The sequence below is a fragment of the Nocardia vinacea genome (assembly GCF_035920345.1).
Lineage (GTDB): Bacteria > Actinomycetota > Actinomycetes > Mycobacteriales > Mycobacteriaceae > Nocardia > Nocardia vinacea_A.
Genome location: NZ_CP109149.1, coordinates 3,438,239 through 3,457,706 on the forward strand (window position 1 = coordinate 3,438,239; position 19,468 = coordinate 3,457,706).

Annotated in this window: 17 protein-coding genes and 2 pseudogenes; 11 read left to right on the plus strand and 8 right to left on the minus strand. The window is 67.3% G+C overall.

What is annotated here, in order from left to right; translation table 11 throughout:
• Positions 1-12: 12 nt before the first annotated feature.
• Positions 13-753, minus strand: a complete 741-nt coding sequence (locus tag OIE68_RS16030) for an SDR family NAD(P)-dependent oxidoreductase (protein WP_327100149.1) — start codon at positions 751-753, stop codon at positions 13-15.
• Positions 754-860: 107 nt separating this feature from the next.
• Between OIE68_RS16030 and OIE68_RS16035 the strand changes: the two genes are divergently transcribed.
• Entirely contained in the window at positions 861-1,469 is a 609-nt protein-coding gene (locus OIE68_RS16035; protein ID WP_327100150.1) for a TetR/AcrR family transcriptional regulator, read from the plus strand.
• 9 nt (positions 1,470-1,478) lie between these two features.
• Here OIE68_RS16035 and OIE68_RS16040 read toward each other — a convergent pair whose 3' ends face one another.
• Positions 1,479-3,137, minus strand: coding sequence for a DEAD/DEAH box helicase (locus tag OIE68_RS16040; protein WP_327101691.1), 1,659 nt, complete (start codon positions 3,135-3,137; stop codon positions 1,479-1,481).
• A gap of 288 nt (positions 3,138-3,425) precedes the next feature.
• Between OIE68_RS16040 and OIE68_RS16045 the strand changes: the two genes are divergently transcribed.
• Entirely contained in the window at positions 3,426-4,634 is a 1,209-nt protein-coding gene (locus OIE68_RS16045; RefSeq protein WP_327100151.1) for a YihY/virulence factor BrkB family protein, read from the plus strand.
• Here the strand turns inward: OIE68_RS16045 and OIE68_RS16050 are convergent.
• Positions 4,607-4,843, minus strand: coding sequence for a DUF3039 domain-containing protein (locus OIE68_RS16050; RefSeq protein ID WP_327100152.1), 237 nt, complete (start codon positions 4,841-4,843; stop codon positions 4,607-4,609). The genes OIE68_RS16045 and OIE68_RS16050 overlap by 28 nt on opposite strands.
• Positions 4,844-4,950: 107 nt before the next feature.
• On the opposite strand from OIE68_RS16050, the gene OIE68_RS16055 reads away from it, so the two are divergent.
• Complete coding sequence (locus OIE68_RS16055; RefSeq protein ID WP_327100153.1) at positions 4,951-5,370, plus strand: DUF3099 domain-containing protein; 420 nt, start codon at positions 4,951-4,953, stop codon at positions 5,368-5,370.
• Positions 5,371-5,633: 263 nt separating this feature from the next.
• Here the strand turns inward: OIE68_RS16055 and OIE68_RS16060 are convergent, their stop codons facing one another.
• Entirely contained in the window at positions 5,634-6,911 is a 1,278-nt protein-coding gene (locus OIE68_RS16060; protein WP_327100154.1) for an MFS transporter, read from the minus strand.
• Between the two features lie 275 nt (positions 6,912-7,186).
• Here OIE68_RS16060 and OIE68_RS16065 point away from each other — a divergent pair, with 275 nt between their 5' ends.
• The 3 genes from OIE68_RS16065 (at position 7,187) to OIE68_RS16075 (ending at position 10,680) form a co-directional block, all read left to right on the plus strand.
• Positions 7,187-7,927, plus strand: a complete 741-nt coding sequence (locus OIE68_RS16065; RefSeq protein ID WP_327100155.1) for a VOC family protein — start codon at positions 7,187-7,189, stop codon at positions 7,925-7,927.
• Between the two features lie 72 nt (positions 7,928-7,999).
• Positions 8,000-9,517 carry a DUF7059 domain-containing protein gene (locus OIE68_RS16070; protein ID WP_327100156.1) on the plus strand — a complete coding sequence of 506 codons (1,518 nt, stop codon included), beginning with the start codon at positions 8,000-8,002 and terminating at the stop codon, positions 9,515-9,517.
• Between the two features lie 194 nt (positions 9,518-9,711).
• The gene (locus OIE68_RS16075) at positions 9,712-10,680 is read left to right on the plus strand and encodes a sigma-70 family RNA polymerase sigma factor (RefSeq protein ID WP_327100157.1); all 969 of its coding nucleotides are present in this window, start codon (positions 9,712-9,714) and stop codon (positions 10,678-10,680) included.
• A gap of 172 nt (positions 10,681-10,852) precedes the next feature.
• Here OIE68_RS16075 and OIE68_RS16080 read toward each other — a convergent pair whose 3' ends face one another.
• Entirely contained in the window at positions 10,853-10,987 is a 135-nt protein-coding gene (locus OIE68_RS16080; protein WP_327100158.1) for a hypothetical protein, read from the minus strand.
• A 92-nt stretch (positions 10,988-11,079) separates the two neighbouring features.
• Between OIE68_RS16080 and OIE68_RS47075 the strand changes: the two are divergent.
• The 3 genes and pseudogenes from OIE68_RS47075 to OIE68_RS47085 all read left to right on the plus strand — a co-directional run.
• Positions 11,080-11,223: pseudogene (locus OIE68_RS47075) on the plus strand (LacI family DNA-binding transcriptional regulator); the annotation flags it as partial.
• Positions 11,224-11,323: 100 nt separating this feature from the next.
• Positions 11,324-11,374: pseudogene (locus OIE68_RS47080) on the plus strand (hypothetical protein); the annotation flags it as partial.
• Positions 11,375-11,481: 107 nt separating this feature from the next.
• Positions 11,482-11,811 carry a substrate-binding domain-containing protein gene (locus tag OIE68_RS47085; RefSeq protein ID WP_419150774.1) on the plus strand — a complete coding sequence of 110 codons (330 nt, stop codon included), beginning with the start codon at positions 11,482-11,484 and terminating at the stop codon, positions 11,809-11,811.
• Positions 11,812-12,025: 214 nt separating this feature from the next.
• Here the strand turns inward: OIE68_RS47085 and OIE68_RS16090 are convergent, their stop codons facing one another.
• Together OIE68_RS16090 and OIE68_RS16095 are read right to left on the minus strand one after the other, a co-directional pair.
• Entirely contained in the window at positions 12,026-14,794 is a 2,769-nt protein-coding gene (locus OIE68_RS16090) for a GNAT family N-acetyltransferase (RefSeq protein ID WP_327100160.1), read from the minus strand.
• Positions 14,787-16,064 (minus strand): acetoin utilization protein AcuC, encoded by a 1,278-nt coding sequence (locus OIE68_RS16095; protein ID WP_419150712.1) that lies wholly within the window; start codon positions 16,062-16,064, stop codon positions 14,787-14,789. The genes OIE68_RS16090 and OIE68_RS16095 overlap by 8 nt, the downstream gene beginning before the upstream one ends.
• A 198-nt stretch (positions 16,065-16,262) precedes the next feature.
• Between OIE68_RS16095 and OIE68_RS16100 the strand changes: the two genes are divergently transcribed.
• Both OIE68_RS16100 and galE read left to right on the plus strand, forming a co-directional pair.
• Positions 16,263-16,949, plus strand: a complete 687-nt coding sequence (locus OIE68_RS16100) for a metal-dependent transcriptional regulator (protein WP_327100161.1) — start codon at positions 16,263-16,265, stop codon at positions 16,947-16,949.
• A 3-nt stretch (positions 16,950-16,952) separates the two neighbouring features.
• Complete coding sequence (galE, locus tag OIE68_RS16105; RefSeq protein WP_327100162.1) at positions 16,953-17,933, plus strand: UDP-glucose 4-epimerase GalE; 981 nt, start codon at positions 16,953-16,955, stop codon at positions 17,931-17,933.
• Positions 17,934-18,035: 102 nt separating this feature from the next.
• On the opposite strand, the gene OIE68_RS16110 is transcribed toward galE, so the two are convergent.
• Positions 18,036-19,259: a DUF4192 domain-containing protein gene (locus OIE68_RS16110; protein WP_327100163.1), complete on the minus strand. Its 1,224-nt coding sequence runs from the start codon at positions 19,257-19,259 to the stop codon at positions 18,036-18,038.
• Between the last annotated feature and the right edge of the window lie 209 nt (positions 19,260-19,468).

Sequence of the window (19,468 nt, forward strand, 5' to 3'; positions counted from 1 at the left end):
CGCGCTGCGGAGTCAGGCGTTGGTGCCGCCGTCGACGGTGAAGGTCGCTCCGGTGATGCTGCGGCCGGAGGGGCCGGCGAGGAAGGTTACGGTGGCGGCGATGTCGTCGGTGGTGCCGAAGCGGCCGAGCGCGGTCAGGTTGATCTGGTGCGAGGCGTGGTCGCCGTCGGCCGGGTTCATATCGGTGTCGGTGGAGCCGGGCTGCACCAGGTTGACCGTGATGTTGCGCGGACCGAGTTCACGCGCAAGGGCTTTCGTGAATCCGTTGAGTGCGGATTTGCTCAGGTTGTACAGCGCGAGTCCACCGAATGCGGCGCGCTCGGACAGGTTGCTGCCGATGCTGATGATCCGCCCGCCCTCGGCCATATGCTCGACCGCCGCCTGCGAACCGACGAACGCCGCCCGCGCGTGGATATTGAGCGCGCGGTCGATCTCCTCGACGGTGAACTCCTCGAACGGCTTGGCCGGGAAGATGCCCGCGTTATTGACCAGCACGTCGAGCCTGCCGAGTTCGGCCGCGGCCCGATGCACCGCCGCGACGACCGCGCCCGCGTCGGCGCTGTCGGCTTGGACGGCGATCGCGCGCCGCCCCAACGCTTCCGCTTCGGCGACCACCGATTTCGCCTGCAGTTCGTTGTGCTGGTAGGTCAGTGCCACATCCGCGCCCGCGGTGGCCAGGTGCCGCACGATCGCCGCTCCGATCCCCCGGCTGCCCCCGGTCACCAGCGCAACTTTGCCCGTCAGATCCGCCATCGCAACTCCTCCTAATTCTGTGTCGATCAGTACATAAATAGCTAAGCGCATGGGCGACGACGGCGTCAAGGGGTATATTTAACGATCGACACAGAAAGGAACGGGCCATGGCCGAACGTGGGCGCCCGCGCGCATTCGACCGCGAGGTCGCGCTGCGTCGCGCCATGGAGGTGTTCTGGGAGCACGGCTACGAGGGCTCGTCGATGAGCGATCTCACCGCGGCGATGGGCATCAACTCACCGAGCCTGTACGCCGCCTTCGGCGGCAAGGAAGAGCTGTTCCGCGCGGCTGTCGGTCTGTACGGCGAGGCCGAAGGCGGCTACACCGTACGTGCCCTGCGCGAGGAACCCACCGCCCGCGCCAGCATCGAAGCCATGTTGCGCGACAACGCCACTGCCTATACCCACGAGGACAAACCGCACGGCTGCATGGTCGTGCTGGCGGGCTCCACCTACACCACCCGCAGCGAAACCATCCGCGACTTCCTGGTCGAAAAGCGCCGCGAGACAACCGCAGACATCCGCGAACGCCTGGATCGCGGTGTCGCGGAAGGTGATCTACCTCCGGACACCAATACTGCGGCCCTCGCCAGCTTCTACACAACGGTCCTGTACGGCCTGTCGATCCGCGCCCGCGACGGCGCTTCGCACACCGAACTCACCCAATCCATCGACTGTGCCATGGCAGCATGGCCCGCATCGGCCATCACACGCTGATCGCAGCGGTTACTTACGGCGCAGGGCGGCGATGCGCTCACCGAGTTGGTCCGCGGTGGCCAATGCCGTTGGCGGACCACCGCATTCGCGGCGCAACTCACCGTGGATCACACCGTGCGGCTTGCCGGTGCGATGGTGGTGCATGGCGACCAGGCTGTTGAGCTCGCGCCGCAACTCACCGAGCTTGTCCGCGGTCGCGACCCGCTCGGCGGCCGAGGCGACCTGCGGACCAGGATCGGGCGTCGCGGGTTCACCTCGTTCGGCGAGTTGCTTCGACTGACGTTCACGCAGCAGCGCCCGCATCTGCTCCGCGTCCAACAGCCCGGGAATCCCGAGGTAGTCCGCCTCCTCGGCACTGCCCGCGAAAGTGGCTGTGCCGAAGGAGGATCCGTCGTAGATCACCTGGTCGAGTTCGGCGTCCGCGGCGAGTGCGACGAAGGGCTTCTCGTCCTCGCCCGGCTCGTCCTTCTGCTTGTTCGCGTCGATCAGCAGTTCGTCTTCGAGGCCGTTCTGCTCGCGGTGCGGCTTGCCGATGACGTGATCGCGCTGCAGTTCCAGCTGCGCAGCCAGATCGAGCAGCACCGGCACCGACGGCAGGAACACGCTGGCGGTCTCGCCTGGCTTGCGCGCACGCACGAACCGGCCGATGGCCTGGGCGAAGTACAGCGGTGTCGAGGCACTGGTCGCATAGACGCCGACGGCGAGGCGCGGCACGTCGACGCCCTCGGACACCATACGGACCGCGACCATCCACGGCTGGGTGTTCTTGCTGAATTCGGCGATCCGGTCCGAGGAGGACGGATCGTCCGAGAGCACCACCGCGGGCCGCTCGCCCGAGATGTGCTCCAGCAGTTCGGCGTAATCGCGGGCCCGCTCCTGATCGGTGGCGATCACCAGACCACCAGCATCGGGCATACCGGTCGCACGCAGCTGGCGCAGCCGGGTGTCCGCGGCGACCAGCACCTTGGACATCCAGTCGCCAGCCGGATCCAGCGCGGTGCGCCACGCACGGGCGGTGTGTTCCGCGCTCAGCGGCTCCCCGAGGCGGGCCGAATACTCCTCGCCCGCGCTGTCGCGCCAGTGCGCCTCACCGGAATACGCCAGGAAGACGACTGGCCGGACGACGCCGTCGGCCAATGCCTCCGCGTAGCCGTAGGTGTGGTCGGCGCGCGAGCGCGGGAAACCGGCCTCATCGGGTTCGTAAATGATGAACGGAATCTGGCTGTCATCGCTGCGGAACGGGGTGCCGGTCAGCGCGAGCCGGCGGGTGGCGTCACCGAATGCCTCGGCGGTCGCCTCACCCCAGGACTTCGCATCGCCCGCATGGTGGATCTCGTCGAGAATCACCAGCGTTCTGCGTCTTTCGGTGCGGACACGGTGCCGCGCGGGATGCGAGGCGATCTGCGCGTAGGTGACCACGACGCCGTGATAGTCGCCGGAGGTCGCACCGGTCGCGTTGGAGAAGCGCGAATCCAGCTGGATGCCCACGCGGGCGGCGGATTGGGACCACTGATGTTTGAGGTGTTCGGTCGGGGCGACCACGGTGACCTGGTCGACGGTGCGGTCGGCCAGCAGTTCTGCCGCGACCCGCAGTGCGAAGGTGGTCTTACCCGCACCCGGCGTCGCCACCGCGAGGAAGTCCCTCGGCTTGGTCGACAAGTACTTCATCAGGGCCCGGCGCTGCCAGGCGCGTAGCGAACCACCTGGGGAACCCGCGGCGCTCGATCTTTGCGAATCGCCCGGTGTTTCCGCTTCTCCCGCCACAGCGGCGCCACCCGACACAGTCACGAAGACGACCCTAGCTGTCCCCCATGGCGTGTCGCCAAACCGACGCGGCGTGGGCGACGGGCGTCACACGCCGAACCGTGCGCCACGCCGTGTTCATCTGCTTCCCATCGACGCGATGCCATGGCAAACCGGAACAATATGCTCGGATGCGCGATGCTGTTAGGCATCATGACCGATGAAAGTGCTCTACCGCGCCGCACCCCGGGGACCGGCGACCAGCCGATCCACAGCGGCGGAGGCGGCGCGGAACCCACCGCGGCGACCTATGCCCGCAAGGCCGCAACGCGGGTTGCGCATGCCGCGCGACAGAGTGGCAAACTCGTCCTGCGGGTGGCATCGAAGTCGTGGAACGATTCGATTTTCACCAAATCAGCTGCCGCGGCGTTCTGGCAGACGATGTCGCTGGCGCCGCTGCTGCTCGGGGTGCTCGGTAGCCTCGGTTACGTCGGGGAATGGTTCGGACCCGACACCGTGGAGATCGTCGAGCAGAAGATCATCGCATTCAGCCGTGACCTGTTCAGTTCCAGTGTGGTGAGCGATCTGATCGAACCTACCGTCACCGATGTGCTGGGTCGCGGACGCGCCGCCTTCGTCTCGGTGGGGTTCATATTGTCGCTGTGGGCCGGATCATCGGCGATGTCGACCTTCGTGGATTCGATCGTCGAGGCACACGGACAGAAGGATGCCCGGCATCCGGTGTGGCAGCGCATCTTCGCGTTGCTGCTGTATGTGCTGTTCCTGGTGGTAGCGGTGTTCCTGCTGCCGCTGATCGCGCTGGGTCCGACATTGATCGGACGGGTGCTGCCGGATTCGTGGCGGGAACCCGGGTTGCGGCTGATCGACTCGTTCTATTACCCGGGTGTCGGCCTAGTACTGATCATCGGGCTCACCACGCTGTACAAGCTGGCACTGCACAAATCGCTGCCGTGGCACCGCTTGTTCGGCGGGGCGTTGGTCGCGGGCGTGTTCTTCATGGCCGCCAGCGAGGGTCTGCGCCGCTACCTGGCCTGGGTTACCAGGACCGGCATCAGCTACGGCGCGCTCGCCACGCCGATCGCGTTCCTGCTGTTCACGTTCTTCCTGGGCTTCGCGGTCATCCTCGGCGCCGAATTCAATGCCGCGGTGCAGGAATTCTGGCCCGCTCGCAGCACCCGCATCGACCAGGTGAAGGAATGGTTGTCCAATCAGTTGGGCGGGGACGACTCCGACACCGACCAGGATGATCCGGGCACAGCGAAGCCCCCGAACCCGCCGGAGGCTCAGGGGCCGATCGAGCGGACAGACAACAACGGCGCCGATGCCGACCGGGCACGACTCAGCGCGCCCGGCGAACCGTCACCGGCGTCGGCTCAGTCGCCCTTGCGCAAGCCGTCGTAGACCTTCTTGCACTCAGGGCAGACCGGCGAACCGGGCTTCGCCGAGCGCGTCACCGGAAAGACCTCACCGCATAGGGCGACCACATGGGTGCCCATGACGGCACTCTCGGCGATCTTGTCCTTCTTCACGTAGTGGAAGAACTTCGGGGTGTCGTCGCCCGTCGTCTCGTCGGTGGTCGTATCCGGGCGAACCAGAGTGTCGGTACTCACGCATTCCATGATGCCGCATCCTCGCGAGCTCGGCTGATGACGGTCGGTGTTCGTCGAGCTGACCAGGCCATGTGCGGTGCGCCCTCGACAGTGGAAGACTCAGGGGTATGCAGCAGTACGGCGACTCCTCCGACGCCGACGACATCGGCAGCGGTGATCGCCCGGACGTGACAGTGCCGACGCCACCCCGCAAGTCCACCGGCTACTTCCCCGGCAATGACGAGAAGCACCCGGTGCTGATCACCGAGGCCGCGCCGTCACTGGAAGATCAGCACCGCGCCAGAGTTCGCCGCTACACCATCATCATGGCGTTCCGCATCCCCTGCCTGATCCTGGCCGCGATCGCCTACAGCGCCTTCAGCAACGCACTGCTCTCGATCCTGATCATCACCGCCTCGATCCCCCTCCCCTGGATCGCCGTCCTCATCGCCAACGACCGCCCGCCGCGCCGCAAGGACGAACCCAGCCGTTGGGACCGCCCCCGCACCGCCATCGAATCCCGACCACACCGCGCCATCGACTCCTGACGCCGGCCCGGGACCTCGGGGTAGGCAACCAGAAAGACACCCGCGCCTCCATCACGCTGGCACCGCCACGCCGATCCCGAGCTGGACGAGCGATCTGTAGGCAAACATCGAGAGCGCCCTGCCATGAGCGCATTGCAGACGATTAGGTGCGCGCGGCCGTCGGGGTACAGGCCGGTGCGCCCAGCATCGATGCGGTTCGGGGGTCGATATTGTCGCTACGGCGGCCATGCGGCGGCCGAGGGCGGTGGTGGTCGGCGCTGGATTCAGGGGTGGCGACGGATGCCTGCGGACATCAGGGCCGCGGCGGCGCAGAGGGCGCCGGCGATGTACCAGGCGAGGTTGTAGGAGCCTTGGACGTCGCGGATGACGCCGGCGCCGGTGGCGGCTATGGCGGAGCCGATCTGGTGGGAGGCGAAGACCCAGCCGAAAGCGACGGGGCCGTCGGCGCCGAAGAGTTCGCGGCAGAGCATCACCGTGGGCGGGACGGTGGCGATCCAGTCCAGGCCGTAGAAGATGATGAACACCCACATGCTCGGCTGCGTGTCCGGCGCGAACAGCGACGGCAGGATCAGCAGCGACAGTCCGCGCAGCGTGTAGTAGCCGACCAGCAGGTAGCGGGGGTCGGCGCGGTCGGTGAGCCAGCCGGAGAAGATGGTGCCCGCAACATCGAAGATGCCGACCAGTGCCAGCAGACCGGCGGCGGTGGTCGGCGGCATGCCGTGATCGTGTGCGGCACTGACGAAGTGGGTGCCGACCAGGCCGTTGGTCGATGCGCCACAGATCGCGAATCCGCCTGCGAGCAGCCAGAATCCGGGACTGCGTGCGATCGTGGTCAAGACCGTCAGCGCACGGGTCGCACCGCCGGTCGCCTGCACGCGCAGTCCAACTGTGCTACCGGGTTCGGCACCGTACGCGGAAACGCCTGCGTCACTGGGGAAGTCGCGGATGAACAGCAGGACCAGCGGCACCACCGCCAGTGCGACAATCGCGACGATCAGCGAGGGCACCCGCCAACCGTGCTCATGCGCCACCGCAGACACCACCGGCAGGAAGATCAGCTGCCCGGTCGCACCCGCCGCGGTGAGCACGCCGGTCACCAGCCCGCGCTGACGCACAAACCAGCGACCGGTGATCGTCGCCACGAACGGCATGGACATCGATCCGACACCGACTCCGACCAAGAGCCCCCAGGTCGCCACCAAATGCCAAGGCTGGGTCATGAATACGGTGAGCCCGCTACCCGCCGCGACCAGCACCAGCGCGCATGCCACCACCCGGCGAATACCGAATCGGTCCATCAGCGCCGCCGCGAACGGCGAAATCAGCCCGTACAGCAGCAGATTCAGCGAGACCGCGGCACCGATGGTGCCATGGGACCAGCCGAACTCCTCGTGCAGCGGATCCAGCAGCACACTCGGCACCGACCGGAACGCCGCCGCTCCCAACAGCGCGATGAATCCCACACCGGCGACGATCCAGGCGGGGTGCAGCCGCCTCGGCACGGAATCGACAGGTACCGGAGGCGTCTGCAGTTCAGTCACCCGCTGAGCGTGCCGGAATTTCGCCCATCGAACGAGTGGCCGGAATGCCATAAACCGCCAAGATCGTGCCAGTTACGGCCGATCCGAAACCGGCTCGACAGCATCGCGGGCGACACCTACTGTGTGGCGGGGGTAAGCGACGGGAACTCTCTCAGCGCCAGTGATGTGCGACACATCCGCGCCAACCGGGCGCGGGCGCCGCCGAATCGCCGGAAAATGCGACAACTGTATGCCGGCTGCGGCGCGGGGACTCCCGCCAGGAAACAGGAGAAAGCATGATTCGGTGGGTCTGGGCCTTCCTCGACCGCCCGACGCAACGTTTCGACGAATGCGCGACATTCTGGTCGACGATCACCGACACCCAACTCTCGCCGCGACGCGGCGAGAACGACGAATTCCTCACGCTCCTACCTGATCCCGCACTGTTCGCCGATGCGGGCGTCAAGATGCAGGCGGTGACCGGACTCGGCCGGGTACACCTCGATTTCGACGTCGACGATGTCACCGCCGCGGTCCGCGTCGCACTCGACCTCGACGCCGAACTGGTCGCCAACCACAAGAGCTACGCCGTGCTGCGCTCACCGGGCGGTCAGATCTTCTGCTTCACCCCCAGCGTCCGCGCGAAGGGCACTCCCGCCCCGGCCGTCCGCGCCCCGGACGGCACTTTCACCCGCCTCGACCAGGTCTGCCTCGATATCGGCCCGACCGACCACGCCGCCGAATCCCGCTTCTGGACCACTCTCACCAACTGGGACCTCACCCAGGGCCGCCTGCCCGAATTCGCCCGGCTGCGCGCGAAAGCACCGATGCCTGTACAGCTGCTGCTGCAGCGCCTCGGCGAGGACCGACCCGCCGGCGCGCACATCGACCTCGCCTCCGCGGATATCGACGCCACCGCCGCCTGGCACAAGTCCCTCGGCGCGACACTGGTCGAGCGCCATGAGCAATGGATCGTCATGTCCGATCCGGCCGACGCGCCCTACTGCATTACCGGCCGCGACCCGAACGGCGTCTGAGATCGCACGCTGTCCAAGTGACACGACGAGCACGTTTCGGTTGCCGGCGTGTCGCGGTGGCAGAGTACCGGTGTGCCTACCAATCAGACGACCACCGGATCGCTGCTCACCGCGCTGTGCCCCGATCTGCGGGCCGCGCTGACCCGCGTCGGCTACGACGCCGACACGCTGCTGGAAGTGCTCGGCGCCGACGCGCACGCCGCACTGGGCCGGTCCGAACCGGTACCGGTGCGTCGCGCCGCTCGCCGAGCGGGCGCACTCGGAACCCTGATCCGCCTGTTGCTGCTCGGTGACGCACTGCCCGAACGCGAGGTCGCGGCCGCACTGGCACCGGTGGAGATCGACCGCGCGGTAGCCGCCGGCCTGCTCGCCCGCGACGGCGACGATGTGCGCGCGGCCCTGGACCTGCGTCCGCTCGACGCGGGCGAGGGCACCCGCTGGATCCTGTCCGACCTCGACGATTCGATGTTCCGGCGCACCCTGACCGAGGATCACGTGCTCGGCGTCGGCCATGCCTCCCTGTCGCTGTTGCGCGCCACCCCCACCCGCCGCGTTGGTTCGGTCCTGGACCTGGGCACCGGCTGTGGTGTCCAGGCCGTCCACGCCGCCGCGTACGCGAATCGGGTGACCGCGACCGACGTGAACCCGCGCGCCCTGTGGCTGGCCGAGGCGACGGCCGCACTCAACGGACTCGATATCGAACTTCTGGCCGGTTCCTGGTTCGAGCCGGTGGCCGGTCGCCGCTTCGACCAGGTGGTGGCCAATCCGCCGTTCGTCGTCGGCCCCGCCCGCATCGAACACACCTACCGCGACTCCGGCCTCGCCCTCGACGGCGCAAGCGAATTGGTGATCTCGCAAGCACCCGCCCTGCTCGCCCCCGGTGGCACCGCCGCGATGCTGGCGGCGTGGGTGCATGTGGACGGCGAGGACTGGCGCCAACGCGTCTCGTCCTGGCTGCCCGCGCACGGCGTCGATGCCTGGGTAGTCCAACGCGATGTCGCCGATCCGGCCCTCTATGTCGGAACATGGCTGCGTGACGCGGGTTTGGATCCGCGCGACCCGGCCGCACAGGAGCGCGCCGAACAGTGGCTCGACGCCTTCACCGCCGCCGGTGTCGAGGGCATCGGCTTCGACTTCGTCTACCTGCACGCCATCGACGGTCCGACCGAACTGCTCGCCGAGGACCTGACGCACGGCTTCGACGATCCGCTCGGCGCCGAGGCCACCGCGTATTTCGCGCGCGCGGCCTGGTTGCGCCGCGCCGCCGCCGAGGAAAATCTCGCCTGGTCAACACGTTTCGTGGTCGATCCGGCAACCGCGCTGGAGCGGGTCTATCTGCACAGCGAATTAGGTTGGGAGCAGCAGGTCGCGCGGCTACACCGCGGCGACGGTCCGCGCTGGCAGCACGAGGTGGATGAGTCCACCATCGCACTCGTCGCGGGAATGCGCGCCGAGGGTTTGCCGTTACAAGAGCTGATAGAACTGCTCGCGCTCGCCGACGGATCGGGCGAAGTGACCGAGGAGTTCGCAGCCGACGCATTATCCGTGGTGGCCGGATTGGTTCGCCACGGTTTGGTGCGGCCTGTGTAACGAAGCGGCAACCGCTCGCATCCCATCGGACGCTTCGCGCACGGGCTCTTCCGACAGGGTGGGGTTCTCAGGAACTTCTCAGACGCGAGTGATGGAAACCGCAGTTCAGAGCGGTTTATCGGAGCAGTAGCGGGGAACTTTCTACTTGTCGGGTCCGTTATTCGGAGTGAGACACCACCGACAGGAGGCAAGTCATGACAAGCCCCGCCACCACTCGTGTGCGCACCAGCGATTCGGACCTCGACGCCCAGAGCCCTGCCGCCGACCTGGTACGTGTGTACCTGAACGGGATCGGCCGTACCGCACTGCTCACGGCAGCCGACGAGGTCGAGCTGGCCAGGCGTATCGAGGCGGGCCTCTATGCGCAGCATCTGCTGGAGACCGGCAAACGACTGTCGGCCACCCGCAAACGCGATTTGGCCGCCATCGTTCGCGAAGGCCAGGCCGCGCGCTCGCATCTGCTCGAAGCCAACCTCCGGCTCGTGGTCTCCCTCGCCAAGCGCTACACCGGCCGCGGTATGCCGCTGCTGGACCTGATCCAGGAGGGCAACCTCGGCCTGATCAGGGCAATGGAGAAGTTCGACTACGCCAAGGGATTCAAGTTCTCCACCTATGCCACGTGGTGGATTCGTCAGGCCATCACCCGCGGTATGGCCGATCAGAGCCGCACTATCCGCCTCCCCGTGCATCTGGTCGAGCAGGTCAACAAGCTGGCCAGGATCAAGCGGGAACTGCATCAGCAGCTCGGTCGCGAGGCCACCGATGCCGAACTCGCCAACGAGTCCGGCATTCCGGTCGACAAGATCTCTGATCTGCTCGACCACAGCCGCGACCCGGTAAGCCTGGATATGCCGGTCGGCAATGACGAAGAGGCCCCGCTGGGCGACTTCATCGAGGACTCCGAGGCCACCTCGGCCGAATCCGCCGTGATCGCCGGGCTCCTGCACCACGATGTGCGCAGCGTGCTCGCCACCCTGGACGAGCGCGAACAGCAGGTCATCCGGTTGCGCTTCGGCCTGGACGACGGCCAGCCGCGCACCCTCGATCAGATCGGCAAGCTCTTCGGGCTCTCCCGCGAGCGTGTTCGTCAGATCGAGCGTGAGGTCATGTCGAAGCTGCGCAAGGGAGAGCGGGCCGACCGCCTGCGCGCCTACGCCAGCTGATTCCCGCAATAACTCGTGCCGGTGATCCCGGCACGTGCCCATGGCGCCGGACTACTCCGAGGTAGGTTCCGGCGTCCGACTTGGTGACCCTCGACGGTCACCTCGAAACGCCGACCGGTGACCGCGCGTCCCGCCCCCTCCGGGTTCGCGCGAGCCGGTCGGCGAACCCCATTCAATCCCCGCCGAGTCCGTCGTCGACCGCGACGTTCTCTGGTTTCAGTTCGAGTGCGGAATTCTCGGCCTGCAGATCGAGCAGGATCGCGAAATTCTCCTGCACTCGGCCGCTGCCGACGCATCTGCACGCCACGGCGGCCAGGGTGCCCCAGGCGCTGAATCCGGCGCTTGGAGCGGGGATGACGCGAAGTGGGGTCGGTGCGGCGGCCGCTTAGTATTTCTGCAATGCAGGGACCCACACTCCGGGATGTGGCCAAAGCGGCCGGTGTGCACACTGCCACGGCTTCGCGCGCCTTGAACCCGAACGCCCGCGCCTTGGTGAATCCGGAGACGGCGCGGCGGGTGCTGCGGGCGGCCGAAACGCTCGGCTATCGACCGAATCCGATTGCCAGAAGTCTGAAGACCGCGAAGTACCCTCATCGTCAATACCGACGACCGGCCCGAACGCGAGCGGGCGCAGATCACCTCGCTGCGCTCGCGCCAGGCCGAAGGTCTGATCATTGCCACCGCGCTGCTGAAACATCCGCTGCTGCAACAGTTGCACGAGCAGCGCGTGCCGATGGTGCTGGTCACCGCCGCACCGAGGAACTCGCCGGCGGATCCGTCGCCGCCGATGACGCGGCGGGCATCGGGCTCGCCGTCAAGCATCTCGTCGAGCTGGGCCACCGCCGGATCCTGCACCTCGCAGGCCCGCAGACCAACTCCACCGGTGTCGAGCGTCTGCGCGCCTTCCGCACCGCCGCTCGCGAACACGAGGCTCTTCGAGCCACCTGCTCAACCCCGCCGCTGACCGGTGCGCCCGCGACGGTGCTGGTGCTGATGCCCCCGGGGACCGCCGCGATCCCTACGCACCGCGCACCACCGACCGAACCGGTCCGTGCGCTACCCGGTCGGCGATTCGCATCAGCCGACGCGAGACCGCGCGCCGATGAGTGCAGCCGGTCACCGCCGCGCTGACCGGCCAACACCAGCAACTCGCACAGCTCCGCGATTACGTCGACTAGCGCCGATGCTCTCGGGCGCGGCCCGTACACTGCTCACGATTGATCTGGCTCATGCGCTGCCCGGCGGCGATTCGCACCTGACGCGGGACTGCGCGCGAGTGCAGCAGATTGGTGCGTTGAGCGGCTCGGGGGTCGTACGGCCCGGGGCGGCGGCGAGCTGCGAGAGCTCAGCCGAGGCGGCGGGGGCCGGTGTCGAAGCGGCTGGGTTGGGGGCCGAAGCGGGCTCGGGCGTAGAGGATTGCGGCGGCGTTGGCGGAGGCGAGGACGGGGTCGAAGGATAGTTCGCGGATTTCGGGGAGGTCGTCGAATAGGGCCGAGACGCGTTGGACCAGTTCGACAAGCGCAGGTTTGTCGACGCGGGGGCTGGCGGGGGTGCCGGAGAGGAGTGGGGCGGCGCGAGGGGCGTCGATGAGGGCGGTCGCCTCGTCGGCGGTGAGTGGGAGGGCACGGTAGGCGCGGTCGCCGAGGAGTTCGATGATCATGCCGGACAGCCCGAATTCGATAACCGAGCCGAAGGACGGGTCGTCCTGCACCCGCAGCACACAGCCGACGCCGGGGCTGGCCATCTTCTGGATGTGCACGGCGGGATCACCGCATAGTTCCGCCAGATGCGAATACGCCTGGCGCACAGCTTCAGACCGCCACAGGTCCAGCCGGACCCCACTGAGATCCGGTCGGCGCCGCCACATTTCGCCGGTCGCCTTGGCCGCGACCGGGTAGCCGAGTTCTTCGGCCGCCGCCACTGCCTCGTCGGCGCTGCGGACCTCGCGGAATTCGACGACGCGAATTCCATAGCAGTCCAACAGGTCCACTGCTTCCAGATCGGTGAGCCAACGCCCGTCGGATTCGCGCATCCAGCCCGCGACCAGCCGCTCGGCCCGTTCCGCGTCGATGCCCGCCGGACGCACCACGGTCGACACCGGTTTCGTGCGCCATTGCGCGTATCGGTGCGCCCTGGCCAGTGCCCGTGCGGCCCGCTCGGGATCCGGATAGGACGGTATCGAGCCGCGCACCGCCGTACCGCCCGGACCGCGCATGGCGAGTAGGTTCGGGATCCCTTGCTCAGCAACGAAAGTGGTGAGAATGGGTTTCGCCGCATCGGGCACGGCCGCTGCGGCCTCGCGAATGGCATCGGCGAATCCGGCCATCCGCAGCGGCACCGGCGGCGCGAAAACCACGATAACCGCGTCGATCTCGTCCGAGCGCAGCGCGGCGACCACCGCGTCCAGATAGGCGCCGGGCGTCGCGTCGGGCCCCAGGTTCACCGGATCGCCGATCGACTCCTCGTCCACCACACGCTCGGTCGGGCGCGGTCGCCGAACATTGTCGAACGGCACCGCGGCTGGACGTCGGACCTCGAGACCCTCACCACGTGCGGCATCGACGGCCAGCCAGTTCAGCGCCGCGCTATTGCCGATTACGGCGACCCGAGGACCCGCAGGCAGCGGCTGATAGCCCAGCAGCGCCGCACAGTCGAACAGCTCCGAAATCGAGTCGACCTGAACGATTCCCGACTGCGCGAACAGGTCCCGCACGATCGATCGGTCCATATCGCCGGTCGGCTGGGCCCGCGCGGCCAACCGCCCACTGCTCACCGCGACGATCGGTTTACTCCGCGCGACCCGACGCGCGATCCGGGAAAATTTGCGCGGATTACCGAAGCTCTCCAGATACAGCAGGATCACATCGGTGGCGGAGTCGGTGTCCCAGTATTGCAGCAGGTCGTTGCCGGACACATCCGCGCGATTACCCGCCGAGACGAAGGTCGACAACCCGAGGTTGCGCGCGGCGGCCTCACCTAGGATGGCCGCACCCAACGGCCCGGATTGACAGAAGAATCCGATGCGCCCGGGCCCAGGCAGTACCGAAGCCAGGGTCGCGTTCAACGAAACCGAGGCATCGGTATTGGCGATGCCGAGCGCGCTCGGCCCGACCACCCGCATCCCGTGTCCACGTGCCGCGGCAACCAACTCGTGTTCGGCAGCCACACCGCCATCACCGGTCTCCCCGAAGCCCGCGGTGAGCACGACCAACCCCTTGACGCCCTTGGCCATACAGTCGTCCAGAACAGAGCTGATCGCCTCCGGAGGCACGGCAACCACCGCGAGATCCACCTCATCGGGAATATCGCGCACCGTTGGGTAAGCCCGTACCCCACGCACCGATCGCCGGTTCGGATTGACCGGGAACACCGGACCTTGGAATACCCCAGAAAGCAGATTGGCCAAGATCACTCCGCCGACCCGGGCCGGGCCCACAGTGGCGCCGATCACCGCGACCGAACGCGGCGCGAGCAGATTGCCGACACTGCGCGCCTCGGAGGCGCGTTCGCGCGAATCCCGCACCGAGAGCAGTGCCTCGGTGGGATCGATGGCGAATTCCAGATGCAGCACCGAACCGTCCCTGGCACGCTCCACCTGATAGCCCGCGTCACGGAATACGGTGACCATCACGGTGTTCTCGGCGAGCACTTCCGCGACGAACGTCTCGATCTTGTTCTCCGCGGCCGCACCCGCCAGATGTTCGAGCAGGATGGAACCGAGCCCGCGTCCCTGATGCTCGTCGGCCACCACGAATGCGACTTCGGCGGCGCGCGGTCCGGTGCGGTCGGTCAGCAGTTCGTAGCGGCCGACCGCGATGATTGCCTCACCCAGTACCAGCAGCAGTCCGACCCGGTCGTGGTGGTCGACGTGGGTGGAGCGGTACAGATCCTTGGGCGAAATACGCGGGTACGGACCGAAGTAGCGCAGGTATCGGGAGCGATCCGACAGTGCTGTGTGGAACTCCTGCAGGCGCTCGGCGTCATCGGGCGTGATCGGGCGCAGACGTACCACGCCACCGTCCGAGGCGAGTACATCGGCGAACCAGTGCTGTGGCGGTGGAGGCGGTACCGCGGGCGTACTCGAGGAATCCGGGACGGGCGGGTTCTCAGTCACGGGGGTCCTCCGGATCAAGGCCGAGTAACCCGAAGGTGGCTCGGCGCGTAGCCAATACGGCCGTATCGATAGCGCGTTGCGCGCGGTCGGTGCGCGCGTCCCCAGTTTCCCCCGTGCCGCCGGGACCATCCCACGGGCGGTAGGCGGTATCACCACCGTCACCCATGGTGCGCGGCGGATCGACGGACGGCGCCGCAGACTGGATCATATCGATCCAGTCCTGCGGCACCGCGGTTTTCGGTGCGATGGTGCGATCCAGCGCGGTCGCCAGCAGATGCGTCCAGGCGCGCGGCACCACCCGCACCAGGCCGTAGCCACCGCCGCCGACGGCGAGCCAACGGCCTTCGGCGTATTCGTCGGCCAGATCGCGCATGGCGATAAAGGCGGCGCGTTGACCGTCGACGGTCAGTTCCATATCGGCGAGTGGGTCCTCCCGATGGGTGTCGACACCGCATTGGCTGACCACGATCTGCGGCCGGAACGCCGCCAGCGCACCGGGCACGATCGCGTGAAAGCCGCGCAGCCACTGCGGATCCCGGGTGCCCGGCAGGACCGCCAGATTGATCGCGGTGCCCTCGGCGGCGCCGTGGCCGGTCTCCTCCGGCCAGCCGGTATTGGGCCACAGCGTGGCCGGATGCTGATGAATCGAGATCGTCAGCACTCGGGGGTCGGCGTAAAAAGCGCGCTGCACACCGTCACCGTGATGCACGTCGACATCGATGTAGGCGATCCGATCGAATCCGTTGTCCAGCAGCCAGGAGACGGCCACGGCCGCATCGTTGTAGATGCAGAATCCGGCCGCCGAATCCGGCATCGCGTGGTGCATGCCACCACCGATGCTCACTGCGCGCCGGGTGCGCCCCTGGGCTATCTCGCGTGCCGCAGTCAATGTGCCGCCGACGATCACCGAGGCCGCCTGATGCATCCGCGGGAACACCGGATTATCCGGTGAGCCGAGACCGTACGGCGGTGCGAGCGGCGCACCCGCGGGCGGTGTGGCCTGTTCGACGGCCTCGATGTAGTCCGCGGTATGGATGCGCAGCAAATCGGATACTTCGGCCCGCTCGGGCACCAATCGCTCGATACCGTCGAGTAATCCGAGACTTTCCGCCAGGGCCATGGTGAACTGCAGGCGCGCCGGTTTCATGGGGTGCTCCGGCGTCCATGCGTAGTCGAGGAAGCGGTCGGTCCAGACAACCGTGCCGGATCGCGCCTCGAGATCACCTTCGTCGAGCGGCGCGGACTGTTCGCCGTGCGGTGCAGTGGCCATGCTCGCAACGCTACGCGGGAAGGTAACGGCCCCGTTGGACGTTGGTATGCAGTAGAAATACATGCAAGAGCGAATACGGTGACAGGCCGTGCGCCGACAGAATTCCCACAGCGCAGTCACGGGTGTAACGCGAAACCACGCGGCACACGGGGGTGCCGACGTGCGTGGGTAGAATTCGTGCCGACGAAGGGGTAACAGGTGAAGGATCTGGTCGACACCACGGAGATGTACCTCCGTACCATCTACGACCTCGAGGAAGAGGGCGTGGTGCCCCTGCGTGCGCGCATCGCCGAGCGCCTCGAGCAGAGTGGCCCGACGGTCAGCCAGACCGTCGCGCGGATGGAACGCGATGGTCTGCTGCTGGTCGCCGGTGACCGCCATCTCGAACTGACCGACAAGGGCCGCAGCATGGCGGTCGCGGTCATGCGCAAACATCGCCTCGCCGAGCGGCTGCTCGTGGACATTATCGGGCTCGACTGGCAGAACGTGCACGCCGAGGCGTGCCGCTGGGAACACGTCATGAGCGAGGATGTCGAGCGGCGGCTGGTCGAGGTGCTCAACCACCCGACCACCTCCCCCTACGGCAACCCGATCCCGGGCCTGGACGAGCTGGGCCTCGCCCCGCAGAGCGGCGCCGACGAGACCCTGGTGCGGCTGTCGGATCTGCCGCACGGCCAGGTGCACGCGGTCGTGGTGCGTCGCCTCGCCGAGCACATCCAGACCGATCCCGAGGTCATCGGCCAGCTGCGGGAGGCCGGCGTGGTGCCCGACGCGCGCGTGACGGTCGAGACCAAACCTGGTTCGGTGGTCATCACCGTGCCCGGCCACGAGGGTTTCGAGCTCTCGGACGAAATGTCCCACGCCGTCCAGGTGAAGTTGGTCTGAGGCGTGAAACTTCTGGTCACGGGTGGCGCGGGCTATGTCGGTGGCGTCTGCGCGCAGGTTCTGCTCGAATCGGGGCACGAGATCGTGGTGGTCGACGATCTGTCGACCGGCAATGCAGAGGGCGTGCCGACCGAGGCGCGATTCGTCGAGGGTGATGTCGCGGTCGCCGCGCCCGCTCTGCTCGAGGCCGAATCCTTCGACGGTGTCCTGCATTTCGCGGCGCAGTCGCTGGTCGGTGAGTCGGTGCAGCAGCCGGAGAAGTACTGGCACGGCAATGTGGTGAAGACGCTCGAGTTGCTGGAGGCGATGCGCCGCACCGAGACGCCGCGGCTGGTCTTCTCCTCGACCGCGGCCGTGTACGGCGAACCCGAACGAGTACCGATCACCGAGGACGCGCCGACCCGGCCGACCAACCCCTACGGCGCCTCCAAACTGGCCATCGACCACGCCATCACCTCCTATTCGATCGCACACGGTCTCGCCGCGACCAGCCTGCGCTACTTCAACGTCGCGGGCGCCTACGGCGGCCTCGGCGAAAACCGGGTGGTGGAAACCCATCTCATCCCCCTCGTGCTCCAGGTCGCCCTCGGTCATCGCAAGGCGATCTCGGTCTTCGGCGCCGACTGGCCCACACCCGACGGCACCGCGGTCCGCGATTACATCCACATTCGCGACCTCGCCGACGCCCACCTGCTGGCCCTCGGCTCCGCCGAATCCGGCACACATCGCATCTTCAATCTCGGCAGCGGCACCGGTTTCTCGGTCCGCGAGGTGATTTCGGCCTGCGAGCGCGTCACCGGCCTGCCCATCGCAGCCCAGGACGCACCGCGTCGTGCCGGCGACCCGGCCACGCTGATCGCGTCCAGCGACCGCGCCATCACCGACCTCGGCTGGCAGCCCAAGCACAACGATCTGGACGAAATCGTCGCCGATGCTTGGGAATTCCTGCGTCACCTCGGTCCGCTGGCACACAGCGCGAAGTAAGCCGACGCACCATCGAGCGCAGCCACATGGTGGTGCCGCATTTGCCACGACCACCATGTGACTCGCCAACTCACCTCTGACCACCCGAGAACGCGAACGGGCTCACCGGACAACCGGCCCCAAGTCGATACCGAGGTCCGCGGCAATGCCGAGCCCGCAGTAGGCAAGGCGGCGGAGCGTATCCGGACGCATCCCGGTGCGCAGTGAGATCTCGAGCAAACTCGCCATGGAATGGGCGGGATCGGCTTCCAAAGCCGCCTGCAGTGCGACGCCGGCAAGCGGCCCGTCACCGCGGATGTAAGCGCTGTAGCCGAGAAGTGTCGCCGCATCGGCACGGTCGCTGCCCGACAGTGCATGCGTCAGCGCCACCCAGAGGGTTTCCGCAGGGGCGGCGTGGTCTCCGACGGCCAGCCCGAACAGCGAGTCGCGCACCGTCCGATCACGCAGTGCCGCGGCCAGTTCCGCGTATTCCTGGGCGGTGAGGGCCACACCGGAGTCGATGTTGGCGATCTGCCACAGCACATGTTCGAGTGCCCGCCGGTGGTATCCGTCGGGATCACCGCGCCGGACAGCCGCCGCGTACCGCTCGTGCGCGAGAGCGAAAGCGCTGTCCAGATGTACCGCGACCTGGTGCACCAGTTCCTCATCCGGTGCGACCAGAGCGGTCAGCTCCGAACGGGTTCCCCGGATCGGCCGCCCTTCGAGCACATGCGCCACGGTCACCATCGACGTGGCCGGATCCGGCAGCGTCCCATGGTGATTCGCATCGAGCAGACTCCACCACCGCTGATCCGCCTCGATGGCGCGCACCGCCCAGGCGCCCTCGAGGTACACCTCGGCGCGCGCCAGTCGGCGCGCGAACGCCGCGATGAGCGTGCCCCACGGTCCCGTGCTCCCCGCACCGTTTCGGCGCGTGCGCCGCGGTTCGCGCACCCGGTCATCGACGATTACCGCGAGTACTTCCGTCGCCCCCTCTGCGGCACAGATGTGCGAAACACACTCCGCATATGCCGCCGCGAGCCCCCGCCGACTCCCGCCTTCCTGATCCAAATCGAACCGCACCACCGCATCGATGATCGGACTCTGCTCCGCATCGGTCGCGCCCCGCAGCACCGCCACCACCAGCGACCGCTCCGGCACGAATCCGACTATGGCGGGGACCGCCACAATCAATTCACCGGGATCGTCGACATGCAGTGAATCCCCTGGGATCCGATCCCCGAATTCCGGGGGCGGTTCCGCACAGATTCCCGGGCGCGGCTCTTTCCCGAAACCTCGTGTGCATTCCGACAATTCGTCGTCGACATCAGGGTCGAAGAAGGACACCGAATCAATTCGGGCCGAGACCTTGTCCACAGGCCACGTGCGATATGCATGCGCCCCAACGCTATCGCGCGCTGGTTCATCGAAACGCGGCGCAGGGACAATGTCACTCGAATACGCGATGGCGTGCGAGCCCTCTGTTTCGTCGACGACATGCACCCCGCGATCCGCTGACCCCGGAGTAACACCTGGATGCCCAGCGGCTCGATAGT